The organism is Aeromicrobium sp. (genome assembly GCF_023146395.1).
In the GTDB taxonomy this organism is placed as follows: domain Bacteria; phylum Actinomycetota; class Actinomycetes; order Propionibacteriales; family Nocardioidaceae; genus Aeromicrobium.
Genome location: NZ_JAGLCD010000004.1, coordinates 543,935 through 556,979 on the forward strand (window position 1 = coordinate 543,935; position 13,045 = coordinate 556,979).

Annotated in this window: 17 protein-coding genes; 5 read left to right on the forward strand and 12 right to left on the reverse strand. The window is 70.1% G+C overall.

The genetic code is table 11. The features are described from left to right. Positions 1 to 43 precede the first annotated feature (43 nt). The 9 genes from KAG51_RS04715 to KAG51_RS04755 all read right to left on the reverse strand — a co-directional run bounded on the left by KAG51_RS04715 (position 44) and on the right by KAG51_RS04755 (position 6,877). Positions 44 to 223 (reverse strand): hypothetical protein, encoded by a 180-nt coding sequence (locus KAG51_RS04715; RefSeq protein ID WP_290581128.1) that lies wholly within the window; start codon positions 221 to 223, stop codon positions 44 to 46. Positions 224 to 314: 91 nt separating this feature from the next. Next, positions 315 to 683: a metal-sulfur cluster assembly factor gene (locus tag KAG51_RS04720; RefSeq protein WP_290581130.1), complete on the reverse strand. Its 369-nt coding sequence runs from the start codon at positions 681 to 683 to the stop codon at positions 315 to 317. After that, positions 680 to 1,141 (reverse strand): Fe-S cluster assembly sulfur transfer protein SufU, encoded by a 462-nt coding sequence (gene sufU / locus KAG51_RS04725; RefSeq protein ID WP_290581265.1) that lies wholly within the window; start codon positions 1,139 to 1,141, stop codon positions 680 to 682. Before sufU ends, KAG51_RS04720 begins: the two co-directional genes overlap by 4 nt. 13 nt (positions 1,142 to 1,154) lie before the next feature. Next, the gene (locus KAG51_RS04730; RefSeq protein ID WP_290581132.1) at positions 1,155 to 2,390 is read right to left on the reverse strand and encodes a cysteine desulfurase; all 1,236 of its coding nucleotides are present in this window, start codon (positions 2,388 to 2,390) and stop codon (positions 1,155 to 1,157) included. Beyond that, positions 2,390 to 3,151: a Fe-S cluster assembly ATPase SufC gene (gene sufC / locus KAG51_RS04735; protein WP_290581134.1), complete on the reverse strand. Its 762-nt coding sequence runs from the start codon at positions 3,149 to 3,151 to the stop codon at positions 2,390 to 2,392. The genes KAG51_RS04730 and sufC overlap by 1 nt, the downstream gene beginning before the upstream one ends. A gap of 1 nt (position 3,152) precedes the next feature. After that, entirely contained in the window at positions 3,153 to 3,512 is a 360-nt protein-coding gene (locus KAG51_RS04740) for a non-heme iron oxygenase ferredoxin subunit (protein WP_290581136.1), read from the reverse strand. Next, positions 3,505 to 4,662, reverse strand: a complete 1,158-nt coding sequence (gene sufD, locus KAG51_RS04745) for a Fe-S cluster assembly protein SufD (RefSeq protein WP_290581138.1) — start codon at positions 4,660 to 4,662, stop codon at positions 3,505 to 3,507. The genes KAG51_RS04740 and sufD overlap by 8 nt, the downstream gene beginning before the upstream one ends. Before the next feature lie 32 nt (positions 4,663 to 4,694). Continuing rightward, positions 4,695 to 6,146, reverse strand: a complete 1,452-nt coding sequence (gene sufB, locus KAG51_RS04750; protein ID WP_290581140.1) for a Fe-S cluster assembly protein SufB — start codon at positions 6,144 to 6,146, stop codon at positions 4,695 to 4,697. After that, positions 6,143 to 6,877 carry a metalloregulator ArsR/SmtB family transcription factor gene (locus tag KAG51_RS04755; protein ID WP_290581267.1) on the reverse strand — a complete coding sequence of 245 codons (735 nt, stop codon included), beginning with the start codon at positions 6,875 to 6,877 and terminating at the stop codon, positions 6,143 to 6,145. Before KAG51_RS04755 ends, sufB begins: the two co-directional genes overlap by 4 nt. Positions 6,878 to 7,004: 127 nt before the next feature. Here KAG51_RS04755 and KAG51_RS04760 point away from each other — a divergent pair, with 127 nt between their 5' ends. The 4 genes from KAG51_RS04760 (at position 7,005) to KAG51_RS04775 (ending at position 10,107) form a co-directional block, all read left to right on the forward strand. Beyond that, entirely contained in the window at positions 7,005 to 7,673 is a 669-nt protein-coding gene (locus KAG51_RS04760) for a hypothetical protein (protein WP_290581141.1), read from the forward strand. An 82-nt stretch (positions 7,674 to 7,755) separates the two neighbouring features. After that, positions 7,756 to 8,808, forward strand: a complete 1,053-nt coding sequence (locus KAG51_RS04765) for an ATP-dependent DNA ligase (protein WP_290581143.1) — start codon at positions 7,756 to 7,758, stop codon at positions 8,806 to 8,808. Positions 8,809 to 8,914: 106 nt separating this feature from the next. After that, entirely contained in the window at positions 8,915 to 9,664 is a 750-nt protein-coding gene (locus tag KAG51_RS04770) for an S-layer homology domain-containing protein (protein ID WP_290581145.1), read from the forward strand. A gap of 152 nt (positions 9,665 to 9,816) precedes the next feature. Continuing rightward, a complete protein-coding gene (locus KAG51_RS04775) occupies positions 9,817 to 10,107 on the forward strand; it encodes a hypothetical protein (RefSeq protein WP_290581147.1) in 291 nt (96 codons plus the stop codon). A 62-nt stretch (positions 10,108 to 10,169) separates the two neighbouring features. Here the strand turns inward: KAG51_RS04775 and KAG51_RS04780 are convergent, their stop codons facing one another. Next, complete coding sequence (locus KAG51_RS04780) at positions 10,170 to 10,400, reverse strand: hypothetical protein (RefSeq protein ID WP_290581149.1); 231 nt, start codon at positions 10,398 to 10,400, stop codon at positions 10,170 to 10,172. A 168-nt stretch (positions 10,401 to 10,568) separates the two neighbouring features. On the opposite strand from KAG51_RS04780, the gene KAG51_RS04785 reads away from it, so the two are divergent. Further along, positions 10,569 to 11,363 (forward strand): GTP pyrophosphokinase family protein, encoded by a 795-nt coding sequence (locus KAG51_RS04785; protein ID WP_290581151.1) that lies wholly within the window; start codon positions 10,569 to 10,571, stop codon positions 11,361 to 11,363. On the opposite strand, the gene KAG51_RS04790 is transcribed toward KAG51_RS04785, so the two are convergent. Next, complete coding sequence (locus tag KAG51_RS04790; RefSeq protein WP_290581153.1) at positions 11,360 to 11,836, reverse strand: OsmC family protein; 477 nt, start codon at positions 11,834 to 11,836, stop codon at positions 11,360 to 11,362. The two genes, KAG51_RS04785 and KAG51_RS04790, sit on opposite strands and share 4 nt — an antisense overlap. Beyond that, entirely contained in the window at positions 11,833 to 12,897 is a 1,065-nt protein-coding gene (locus KAG51_RS04795) for an ATP-dependent DNA ligase (RefSeq protein ID WP_290581154.1), read from the reverse strand. Before KAG51_RS04795 ends, KAG51_RS04790 begins: the two co-directional genes overlap by 4 nt. Positions 12,898 to 13,045 lie beyond the last annotated feature (148 nt).

Here is a 13,045-nt window from a genome sequence, read left to right on the forward strand (position 1 = left end):
TCCATCATGGCCGAGGCCGCCCGGCCGGCGGCCCTGCCGGTGCTCACACGAGGGCGGTGCGGCCCGTGGCCCATGCGGCCAGGCGCAGCATCACGGTGCGCCGCGGACGCTGGCGCCGCCGGACCGGTCGGGCGCCGGGCCTGGGGTAGGTCCGGACGGCACGGGCGGCGGCGCGACGCCGCTCGATCTCGACGGGGACGAAGGACAGCGGATCGATGATCATGGCTCGACCCTTCCGCCATGAGGTAGGCCCCCACATCGGACGAAGTCCCTAGATGTGGGGGCCGGCTACCTCAGGTCGAGCGGGGCGGTGCTCAGCCGATGTTGAAGCCGAGGGCCCGCAGCATCTCGCGGCCGTCGTCGGTGATCTTGTCCGGGCCCCACGGCGGCATCCAGACCCAGTCGATCCGGAACTCGTTGACGATGCCGTCGAGCGCCGAGCGCGTCTGGTCCTCGATGACGTCGGTCAGCGGGCACGCCGCCGACGTGAGGGTCATCTGCAGGACCGTGTTGCTGTGCTCGTCGACGTGGGCGCCGTAGACCAGACCGAGGTCGACGACGTTGATGCCGAGCTCGGGGTCGACGACGTCCTTCATGGCCTCGAGGACGTCCTCGCTGGTGGTGGCTCCGGCGGCGGGCGCGCTGGTGTCGACCTCGGGAAGGTCGGTGTGGTCGGTGGTCATGATGACTCCTTTCCGGCGGCCTGGGCCCCCGTGGCTTGCGTGGCTGCGTCCTTGAAGGCCATCCAGGACAGCAGGGCGCACTTGACGCGCGCCGGGAACTGGGCGACGCCGGCGAAGGCGATGCCGTCCTCCAGCACGTCCTCGTCCGGCTCGACCTGCCCCTTGCCCTGCATGAGCTCCTGGAACGCGTCGAGCGTCGTGAACCCCTCGGCCACGGTGTGGCCGACGACCAGGTCGTTCAGGACCGACGCCGAGGCCTGGCTGATCGAGCAGCCCTGCGCGTCGTAGGAGATGTCACGGACGACGTCGCCGTCGAGGTGCACCCGCAGGGTGATCTCGTCGCCGCACGTCGGGTTGACGTGGTGCACCTCGGCGTCGCCGCCGTCGCGCAGTCCGGCCCCGTGCGGGCGCTTGTAGTGGTCGAGGATGATCTCCTGGTAGAGAGCATCGACGTTCATCGCATCGCTCATGTCAGGCCCCGAAGTACTTCTTGGTGTGCCAGATCGCCGCGACGAGCGCGTCGATCTCGGCCTCGGTCGTGTACAGGTAGAACGACGCACGAGTCGTGGACTGCACGCCGAAGCAGGCGTGGGCCGGCTTCGCGCAGTGGTGACCGGCGCGCACCGCCACGCCCTTGCTGTCGAGCAGCTGGGCGACGTCGTGCGGGTGGACGCCGTCGAGCGTGAAGCTGATGGCTCCCCCGCGGTCGACGGGCTCGGTCGGACCCACGACCGTCAGGCCGTCGATCTCGAGCAGCCGCTCCAGCGCGTAGGCCGTGACGGCCTGCTCGTGGGCGGCGACGTTCTCCATGCCGAGGCTCGAGAGGTAGTCGACCGCGGCACCCAGGCCCACCGCCTGCGCGATGGGCGGGGTGCCCGCCTCGAACCGGGCCGGCGGAGCCGCGAACGTGGAGCGCTCCATCGTGACGGTCTCGATCATCTCGCCACCACCGAGGAACGGCGGCAGCGAGGCGAGCAGGTCGTAGCGGCCCCAGAGCACGCCGATGCCGGTCGGCCCGACCATCTTGTGCCCCGTGAAGGCCACGAAGTCGGCGTCCAGCGCGGCCAGGTCGACCGGCACCTGTGGCACGGCCTGCGAGGCGTCGACCACCGAGTAGGCGCCCACCGCCTTCGCCCGGGCCACGAGATCGGCGACCGGGTTGATCGTGCCGAGCATGTTCGAGACCCAGGTGACCGCGACGATCTTGGTGCGCTCGCCGATGGGATCGTTCTCGAGGTCGAGCCGGCCCTCGGGCGTCAGGCCGAACCAGCGCAGCGTCGCGCCCGTGCGCTCGGCGAGGAGCTGCCACGGCACGATGTTGGAGTGGTGCTCCATCTGGCTGATGACGATCTCGTCGCCCGGCCCCACGGCACCGGCGTCGCCCAGGACGCGGGCGACCAGGTTGAGCGCCTCGGAGGCGTTCTTGGTGAACACGACCTCCTCGCGCCGGTTCGCGCCGATGAAGCCGGCCACCTTGGTGCGCCCGAGCTCGAAGGCCTCGCTCGCCTCCGCCCCGAGCTGGTGCATCGCCCGCGCGACGTTGGCGTTGTGCGCGAGGTAGTGGGCGTCGATCGCGTCGACGACCTGCCGCGGCTTCTGCGAGGTGTTGGCGCTGTCGAGGTAGACCAGCGGCAGGTCACCGGCCAGACGTCGCTGCAGGATCGGGAAGTCGTCCCGAACCTGCGCGACGTCGTACGTGGCGGCCATCAGACTGCGGCAGCCTTGACATACTTGTCGTAGCCGCTGGCCTCGAGCTCGTCGGCGAGCTCACGCCCACCGGTCTCGGCCAGACGCCCGGCGACGAACACGTGCACGAAGTCAGGCTCGATGTAGCGCAGGATGCGCGTGTAGTGGGTGATCAGCAGCACGCCGCGGTCGCCCTGGCCGCTGTAGCGGTTGACGCCGTCCGAGACGACCTTCAGGGCGTCGATGTCCAGGCCGGAGTCGGTCTCGTCGAGCACCGCGAACTTCGGGTTGAGCAGCTCGAGCTGCGCGATCTCGTGGCGCTTCTTCTCGCCGCCGGAGAATCCCTCGTTGACGCTGCGCTGGGCGAACGCGGGATCGAGCGTGACGCGCTCGAGGGCCGCGTTGACGTCCTTGACCCACGTGCGGAGCTTCGGCGCCTCGCCGTCGATCGCGGTCTTGGCCGTGCGCAGGAAGTTGGCCACGGACACGCCAGGGACCTCGACGGGGTACTGCATCGCGAGGAACAGGCCCGCGCGGGCGCGCTCGTCGACGCTGAGCTCCAGGACGTTCTGGCCGTCCAGCAGGACCTCGCCGTCGGTGACGTCGTACTTGGGATGGCCGGCGATCGAGTAGGCGAGCGTGGACTTGCCCGAACCGTTCGGGCCCATGATCGCGTGGATCTCGCCGCTGTTGATCGTGAGGTCGACACCGCGGAGGATCTCCTTGGCGCCGTCCTCGGTGTCCACGGAGACGTGGAGGTTCTTGATCTCGAGAGTGCTCATGTCAGTTCTCCTCGGGGAGGGCGACGTAGACACGATCGCCCTCGATGGTGGTGGGGTAGGTCGGGACCGGCTCGGTGGCCGGGAAGTTGAGCGGCTCGCCGGTGCGCAGCGAGAAGGTCGAGCTGTGCAGCCAGCACTCGATCGACGGGCCCTTGACGGGGTCGACGGCGACGTCACCCTCCGAGAGCGGGATCGACGCGTGCGAGCACTCGTCGCGGATCGCGTACACGTCGTCGCCCTGGCGGACCAGGGCGATCTCGGTGCCGTCGACCTCGACCGCCAGCACGCCCCCGTCGGGGACGTCGGCGAGCGGGGCGGCGAACCTCTGCCCGGTCCTGGAGCCGGTGTCCTGCTCAGACATCGGCCAGCTCGTGCTCGACGGCCGTGACCAGGCGCTCCTGGACGTCCGGGATGCCGATGCGCCGGATGATGTCGTTGAAGAAGCCGTGCACGACCAGGCGGCGTGCCTCGTCCTCGGGGACACCGCGGCTCTGCAGGTAGAACAGGTGCTGGTCGTCGAACCGGCCGGTCGTGCTCGCGTGGCCGGCACCGGCGATGTCGCCGGTCTCGATCTCGAGGTTCGGCACCGAGTCGGCACGGGCCCCGTCGGTCAGGACCAGGTTGTCGTTCTGCTCGAACGTCTCGATGGCCTCGGCGACCTTGCGGATCAGGACGTTGCCGATCCACACGGTGTGCGCGTCCTGACCCTGCAGCGCGCCCTTGTACAGGACGTTGCTGCGCGTGCGCGGCGCGGTGTGGTCGGCGAACAACCGGTGCTCGATGTGCTGACCCGCATCGGCGAAGTACACGCCGAGCAGGTCGGCGCTGCCGCCCGGGCCGGCGTAGTCGACGTTGGTGCTGGTGCGCACGAGGTCGCCGCCGAGGGTGAACTCGAAGGCCCGCACGGTGGCGTCGCGTCCCACGCGGATGTTGACCTGCTCGGCGTGCACCGCGTCGTCGTCCCAGTCATTGACCGTGACGAGGTCGAGCTGGGCACCGTCGGACACGACGACCTGGGTGAAGGCGTCGTAGGCGGCGCTGCCGACGTGGTCGACCAGGACCGTGGCCTTGGCGTGCAGACCCACGCGGATCACGACGTGGCCCCAGACGGTGTCGGAGGACGCGGTGCCGCGCAGGGTCAGGCGGATCGGCTCGTCGACCACGAGATCGGCCGGCACGTCGAGCAGCACCGCTCCCCCGGCGTTGGCGGCCGCGAGGGCACCGAGCCGATCGAGCGGGGCCGAGACGGCGAGCGCCTGCGCCTCCTCGGTGCTGATCTCGGTGAGCGTGACGCCCTCGGGGAGCTGCTGCTCCCACGCCAGGTGCGCGTCGCTCGGGGCGCCCTCGAGAAGACCGCGCAGCCGCTTCAAGGGGGTGAAGCGCCAGATCTCCTCCAGGCCCGTGGGCACGGGATGGGCCGCGACGTCGTAGGACGGCTCCGGGTGGAGGTGCGACTCGACGTGGTCGAGAACAGGAAGGTTCTCGACGGCATCAGCCGCAGCCCCAGCCACTGGCGAATCAACCACGGACTGCGGTGAGGTGCTCAACCGACCGCTCCTTCCATTTGAAGCTCGATCAGGCGGTTCAGCTCGAGCGCGTACTCCATCGGGAGCTCGCGCGCGATGGGCTCGACGAAACCGCGGACGATCATCGCCATGGCCTCGTCCTCCTCCATGCCGCGCGACATGAAGTAGAAGAGCTGGTCGTCGCTCAGCTTGGACACCGTGGCCTCGTGCCCGAGGGTCACGTCGTCCTCGCGGACGTCGACGTACGGGTAGGTGTCGGACCGGCTGATCTGGTCGACGAGCAGCGCGTCGCACTTGACCGTGCTGGCCGAGCCCTCGGCTCCCTCGTTGACCTGCAGCAGGCCACGGTAGGAGGTGCGACCGCCGCCGCGGGCGACCGACTTGGACAGGATCGAGCTCGAGGTGCGCGGGGCGGCGTGCACCATCTTGGCGCCGGCGTCCTGGTGCTGACCCTCGCCGGCGAACGCGATCGACAGCGTCTCGCCGCGGGCCCCCTCGCCCATCAGGTAGACGGCCGGGTACTTCATGGTGACCTTGGAGCCGATGTTGCCGTCGACCCACTCCATCGTGGCGCCGGCCTCGCAGACCGCACGCTTGGTGACCAGGTTGTACACGTTGTTCGACCAGTTCTGGATCGTCGTGTACCGGACGCGGGCGCCCTTCTTGACGACGATCTCGACGACCGCGGAGTGCAGCGAGTCGCTCGAGTAGATCGGCGCCGTGCAGCCCTCGACGTAGTGGACGTAGGAGTCCTCGTCGGCGATGATCAGCGTCCGCTCGAACTGGCCCATGTTCTCGGTGTTGATGCGGAAGTAGGCCTGCAGTGGGATGTCGACGTGGACGCCCTTGGGCACGTAGATGAACGAGCCGCCGGACCACACCGCGGAGTTGAGGGCCGAGAACTTGTTGTCGCCGACCGGGATGACCGTGCCGAAGTACTCCTGGAAGATCTCCGGGTGCTCGCGCAGTGCCGTGTCGGTGTCGAGGAACAGCACGCCCTGCGCCTCGAGGTCCTCACGGATCGAGTGGTAGACGACCTCGGACTCGTACTGCGCGGCCACGCCCGAGACGAGGCGCTGCTTCTCGGCCTCGGGGATGCCGAGGCGGTCGTACGTGTTCTTGATGTCCTCGGGGAGGTCGTCCCACGTGGCGGCCTGCTTCTCCGTGGAGCGCACGAAGTACTTGATGTTGTCGAAGTCGATGCCACCGAGGTCGGAGCCCCAGGTCGGCATGGGCTTGCGCTCGAAGAGCTTGAGGCCCTTCAGGCGCAGGTCGAGCATCCACTCGGGCTCATTCTTGAGGGTCGAGATGTTGCGGACGACGGCCTCGTTCAGGCCGCGCTGCGACGTCGCGCCCGCGTCGTTCTTGTCGGACCAGCCGAACTCGTAGCGTCCGACGTCCTTGAGTCCGGGATTGAGCTCCTCGATCGAGGGAGCCGCGCCGGTGTTCTCGTGCGACGTGGTGGTCATGACGTCACCTTCTCTGCGTGGGGGGACTGGGTCTGGGAGGTCTGAGCGTGGGTGCTCTGGGGTGTGGGATCGGGCAGGTGGGTCGTGCAGACGCCGTCGCCGTGGGCGATCGTGGCCAGACGCTGCACGTGGGTGCCGAGCAGGCCGGCGAACATCTCCGCCTCGGCCTCGCACAGCTGCGGGAACTGTTCCGCGACGTGCGCCACCGGACAGTGATGCTGGCACATCTGCGTGCCCGTGGGGATCTGGCTCGTGGAGGCGGCGAACCCCTCGGCGCTGAGGGCCTCGGCCAGCGCGGCGGCGCGCTGGGCCGGCTCGGCCTCCTCGAGCCGCTCGGCGAGCCGATCACGCAGCGGATCGAGGCGGCGTGCCGCGAACTGCTTGACGGCGTCCTCGCCGACCGTGTCGCGCAGGAACTCCAGCGCGTCGACGGCGATCGTGTCGTAGGCGTGCGCGAACTGGCCACGGCCGGTGTCGGTGAGGGCGAACACCTTGGCCGGGCGGCCACGACCGCGCTGGCCCTGCACCCGCTGCTCACGCGCCTCGAGTACGCCCTCGCTCACGAGATGGTCGAGATGGCGGCGGATCGCGGCGGGCGTGAGGTCCAGCTCGTCGGCGAGGCGCGCGGCGGTGGACGGGCCCCCGCGCAGGATCGCGTCGGCCACGCGCGCGCGGGTCGGGAAGGAGTCGTCGTGGGACGCTCCTTCGACCACTGCTTCGCTCGCCGCCATGTATTTCACAACGTCAGTGTGTCGTTATTGATTCCGGCCCTTCAACAAAGGTTCCCCTCAGTGAGCCAGGCCTCACCGAGGCCGCGCAACCGGTCGACCGGCGCCGTGCCCTGACATGATGGCGCCGATGAGCCCTCTCCTCGCCCTCCTGGCGACCGTCGTACCGCTGTCGCTCCTGGCGGCAGCGAGCCCGGTCATCTTCCTGAACTCGGCCACGTTCGTCCTGCGCGGGCAACGCTCGTCCGCCTGGGGCTACCTGACGGGCAACACCCTGGTCCTGCTCCCGATCGGCATCGCGGCCGCCGGTCTGCTCGGGGCGGCGACCGCGACGCAGCTGGACCGCGACATCGCCTCACGCACCGTCGACGCGGTGCTCGGCCTGGTCCTGCTCGGCTACGGCGCCTGGCTCGTCCGACGTGCCGAGCACCCGGCCCCCACGGGAGGCGGCTCTCGACGGGGCTCGGTGCCCTTCGGCCTGCTGGTCATGGCCACGAACTTCACGACCCTCCCCCTCTACATCTCCGCCGCCCAGCACGTCGGCAACGCGCGGCCCCCGCTCTGGGCGGCCACCCTGCTGATCGCCGGCATCACCGTCGTCACGGTGACACCGGCGTGGCTGCCGCTCGCACTGACCCGGGTCGCCCCGACGCTGCTGAACCGGTTCACGCGCACCCCTCCGGAGTCCCAGACTCCGCGCAGGTGGACCGTGGGAACGCTCATCCCGATCGCCGCCTGCCTGCTGGGTGGCGCGATCCTGCTGATCCATGCGGCGGGGTTCGTCGGCCACCAGCTCTGACCGACCTCAGGCGGTGTCACCGTTCAGGCGCCGACAGCGCTGAACCCTCCCCACCGGGCCCGCGCGCGGCTAGCGTGGCTCCATGGCGAAGACACCCGCGGCGATGGTCACGGCCGACGACCGCGAGGTGCGGGTCTCGAGCCCGGACCGGATCATCTACGAGGCCACCGATCGCACGCCGGCGATCACGAAGCTGCAGGTGTGCGAGTACGTCGCGACGGTGGGCTCCGCCCTCATGCGGGCCATGGGCCATCGTCCCGTCGCGATGGAGCGGTGGCCCGACGGCTGGCGCGAGGGGATGCGCCTCGCGGTGGGGCCTCAGGACCGCGAGGGTGACGGTTTCTACCAGAAGCGCCTGCCGAAGGGCGCGCCGGACTGGCTCGAGACGGTGCGCGTGCGCACGCCCAACGGTCGCCCCATCGACGAGCTGTGCCCTTCGGAGCCGGCCGCCTTCGTCTGGGCCGCGCAGATGGGCACGCTCACGTTCCACCCGTGGGCCGTGCACTGCTCGGACGTCGACCATCCCGACGAGCTCCGCATCGACCTGGACCCCGATGCCACCTCCTCCTTCGCCGACGTCAAGCGTGTGGCCACGGCGACCCGTGAGCTCCTGCACGAGCTGGGGCTCACGGCCTTCGTGAAGACGAGCGGCAGCCGAGGCGTGCACGTCTACGTGCGCCTGCAGACCAGGTACGGCTTCCAGGACCTGCGGCACGCCGTCATCGGGCTGGCCCGTGAGCTGGAGCGACGCGGCGCGGGCGTGACGTCGAGCTGGTGGCGCGAGGAGCGGCCGGCCGGTGCCGTGTTCATCGACTACAACCAGAATCTCGAGGACCGGTCCGTGGCCGGCGCCTGGTCGCTGCGGGCCAGGCCCGGGGCGCCGGTGAGCACGCCGGTCACGTGGGCACAGCTGGACGCCCTCGACGACCTGAGCGACCTCAACCTCACGACCGTGCCGGAGCACCTGGCGGCGGGCGACCCGTGGCAGGACATCGATGAGACCGCCCACGTCCTCGAGCCCCTGCTCGAGCTGTGGGAGTCCCTGCCCGGCGGCGAGCTGAGCTTCCCACCGGACTACCCGAAGATGCCGGGCGAGCCACCACGGGTGCAGCCGAGCCGGGCGAAGAAGGGCTAGCGGCTCCCGGGGACATCCAGGCGGTCCCGCGGACAGGGGTGCCGGGAGTCTGAGACCATCGTCGACGACGTGGGGTGTGGCCATGCGATCGAGGGAGTCCTGAGTCATGCCGAGGTTCGTGCGCGCTGCTGCCGTCCTGTTGTCCGTCGTCGTGCTGACCACGACGGCGGCCCTGCCCGCTCGTGCGGCCACGCCCGTCACGATCACCGACGCCCCGTTGCACGCGACGCCCGGCCTGCCCGTCTCGATCTCCTTCACGCTCGCCGTCGGGGCCGGTGACCTGTACTTCGAGGTCGACGGCCAAGCCTTGCCCTACGACGACTTGGTCGTCTCCCACGTCGGCCAGGACTGGACCGCGACGTACCCAGGCATCACCTCCCCCGGCCCGCACACGCTGACGGTCGTGGCAAACGCAGGGCAGGGTTACGTCTCGACCTCCACGACAGTGACGGTCGTCGACAAGACCTTCGCCGACGTCCCGTACACGCACGTCTTCCTCGGGCCGATCGAGTGGCTGATGTCCACGGGCATCACCACGGGCTACACCGACCCCGCAGGCCGAACCTTCCGACCCGCGCAGCCCGTGCTGCGCGAGCAGATGGCCGCCTTCCTCTACCGGTACGACCTGCAGGAACCATGCGCCGACCTGGGCATCGACGAGCCAGCGATCTTCGCCGATGTTCCGACGTCCCACACGTTCTTCAGCGCGATCTACCTGCTCGCGTCGCTGGGGATCACGACCGGGTACGAGGAGCCCGACGAGACCGTGACGTTCAGGCCCTCGGCGCCCGTCTTGCGCGAACAGATGGCGGCGTTCCTGTACCGGTACGTCAGTACCTGGAGCCCGGCCGCCTGACCCGCGCGTGCACCCCGCCGACCGCACGAGTCCGGCCGACCCGCCGGCCGTTGCCATGACCCGGGCGACCCGCCGCGCGAGCCCCGATCCGACAGGTCGGCGCATCGGATCGGGGCCACGGGGTACAGGACGGGTCTAGCAAGGAGGACGCCATGAAGGATCCCGACCACACCCACCGCAGCCGCATCCCCGACGCCACCGGGGACCGGGCCGAGCGCCACCCGCTGCGCGGCAGGACCGGGGCGGGACGCGGGTCGTGGAGATTCGCGATGGTCGTGATCGTCGTGGCGGTGGTGGCGGCCTTCGTCGTGATCCTGCTCGTCAACCAGGGGACGCTCGACCGCGGCTGGGCCTATGCCGTCCTGCCGGTGGCGATCGTGGCCGCGGCGGCCGCGCGCGTCCTGACGATCTTCAAGGCTGCGGGCGAGGAGAAGCGCCGCTGAAGCCGTGCACGGCTCACCCACGCCGTGCACGCCAGCTCGAGCCTGGTGCAGGGCCCGTCCAGCTACCGACGCGACCGGCGCCGCGCGATCGCGGCGCGGTAGAGGGCGAGCCGGGTCTGGCGCGGCGGCCGGAGGTAGATCGCACACGCGGCGAGCAGCGGGGTGACGCAGAACAGCAGCGACGTGAGCCAGAACGGGCCGCTGCGGTAGGACAGCACGACGCCGATCACCGCACCCACGAGAGCGATCGCGGCCGCGAGACGAGCGATCGCGTACCTGCGTGAGTTCCCCATGGTGCTCCCGTCCCAGCGCGTTCTCCCGCGCGCGTCCTCCGGCGTCTCCGGTCCGACCCTCTGACGCTACTGGCCGGTCCCGACGCACGCACCAGGAGCGCCGTCCGCTGGTGTGTCCGGGATCACCTCGAGCGCGACGTGCTCGGGCCAGGTGCTTACCCTGAGGGGGTGCAGACACCGAAGCCGCGCCTCACGCGAGCCGACGACTCGGCCCCGGTGAGGATCGACGACGTCCGCGCCCTGCGGCAGGACTTCATGCGCTTCATGCTCCCCCACCGGTTCGCGATGGAGGAGGTCGTCACGAAGCTGTCGATCCTGCGCGACGAGTTCGCGATGATGCACGACGACAACCCGATCGAGAACATCGCGTCCCGGGTGAAGTCGCCTGACAGCATCGCTGAGAAGATGCAGCGCAAGGGCACCGAGCCCACCTTCGCCTCGATCCGCGAGACCATCACCGACATCGCCGGCGTCCGCGTGACCTGCAGCTTCGTGTCCGACGTGTATCACGTGTTCGAGCTGCTGACGTCCCAGTCCGATCTCACGGTGCTCGACGTGCGCGACTACATCCAGGTGCCCAAGCCGCACGGCTACCGCAGCCTGCACACCTTGATCCAGGTGCCCGTGCACCTGACCGACGGCCCCCTGCCCGTCACGGTCGAGGTGCAGTTCCGCACGATCGCGATGGACTTCTGGGCGAGCCTCGAGCACAAGATCCACTACAAGTACCGCGGCGCCGTGCCGGCTGATCTCGCCGACCGGCTGCGCGACGCCGCCGACACCGCCAACGCGCTCGACGCCCTGATGCTCGACCTGCACGCCGAGGTCAAGTCGCTCGACGGCGATGGCGTGGCCACGCTGCCCGACGACATCCGGCGGGGACTGAACGCCGACGACATCGAGCCGTCGGCGGCGCTCATCGCCCAGCTGCGGCGGTTGGCGGACGGGGACGGCCGCTACTAGGCCTGCGCCACCGTGACGTCCGGCTCGTGCAGCACGGGAAAGCTCACCGACGCGGCGATGAAGCAGTTGGCGCTCGCCTCGGCATGGATGCGCAGAGCGAGCTCCCGCTGGGACGCGTCGGTGATCGTGACACGGGGGTGCAGCGTGACGGACGTGAACCGACCCCCGTCGCCGACCTGCTCCATCGTGCCCGTCGCGGCGTCGGCGTACGCGGTCACGACGATGCCGTGCTTGACCGCCGAGTGCAGGTACGACAGCAGGTGGCACTGGGCGAGCGCGGCCAGGAGCAGCTCCTCGGGATTCCAGCGGTCGGCGGTGCCGCGGAACGGGACGTCGGCCGACCCCGCCAGCTCGGGCTTGCCCGCGGCGCGCACGAGCACCTCGCGGCCGTAGGACCGGTAGGCCGTGGTGCCCTCGCCTCGATTGCCCTGCCAGTCGACGTCGACCGCGTAGTGGTGGTTGGTGCCGCTCACGCCAGGACCTCCGACAGTCGGTAGCCGACGACTTCCTCGAGCTGGGCGTACGTGCAGGACGCGGGCTCGCGGTCGGGGCGCCAGCGCTTGAACTGGGCGGTGTGCCGAAAGCGTGCGTGCTCCCCCGGGCCCTCCATGTGCTCGTAGCCGACCTCGGCGACCCGCGACGGCGCCAGCGGCACGAACGAGAGATCCTTGCCCGACGACCACCGGTTCTGGCCCATCTCGACCTCGGCCCAGGGGTGCTCGGCCAGGTCGACGACGTCGGGCGCCAGCTCGTCGACCAGCTCGGCCCGGCGTGCCGCGGTGAACGAGGCCGCGACTCCCACGTGGTGCAACGACCCGTCTTCCGCGTAGAGCCCGAGAAGCATCGACCCGAGCAGGGGCCGTTCGTCGGTGGAGGTCTTGTGGAGGCGGTAACCGGCGATCACGACGTCGGCCGTGCGGGCGTGCTTGACCTTCAGCATGGTGCGCCCGTTGGGGACGTACGGGGACGCGAGCGACTTGGCGACGACGCCGTCGAGCCCGGCGCCCTCGAACTGGTGGAACCAGGTCTCGGCCTCGGCGGCGTCGCGGGTGACACGCGTGAGGTGCACCGGCGCGACGACGTCGGACATCAGCCGCTCGAGCCGCGCACGCCGTTCCTGGAGCGCGGTGTCGAGCAGCGAGTCGTCGCCCTCGGCCAGCAGGTCGAACACGACGAGGCTCGCCGGCAAGGTCGTCGAGAGCTCGGTGACGCGGGACTGCGCCGGGTGGATGCGCTGGCTCAGCAGGTCGAACTCGAGCCGGTCGCCCGACACGACCACGAGCTCACCGTCGAGGACACAGCGCTCCGGCAGCTGCTCGCGGACCGCTTCCACCACCTCGGGGAAGTAGCGCGTGAGTGGCTTGGTGGAGCGACTGGTCAGCTCGATCTCGTCGCCGTCACGGAACACCAGACAGCGAAAGCCGTCCCACTTGGGCTCGTAGAGCAGCCCGCCGTCGACCGCGTCGGCGGCGGGCACGCGCGGCGCGGACTTGGCCAGCATCGGCGTCAGGGGCGGCATCACGGGCAGGTCCACGCCGCCAGCGTAGGGCCGGAGACCGACGTGTGACGCGAAGCGGTGAGCCAGCCACCTCATCCGTGGGTCGTTCGGGTGCTCCTTCACCGCCCGGCGGGAGCGGCGGTCCGTCAGCAACCTCACCGGCTGTCCAATCTGTTGGTGGCTC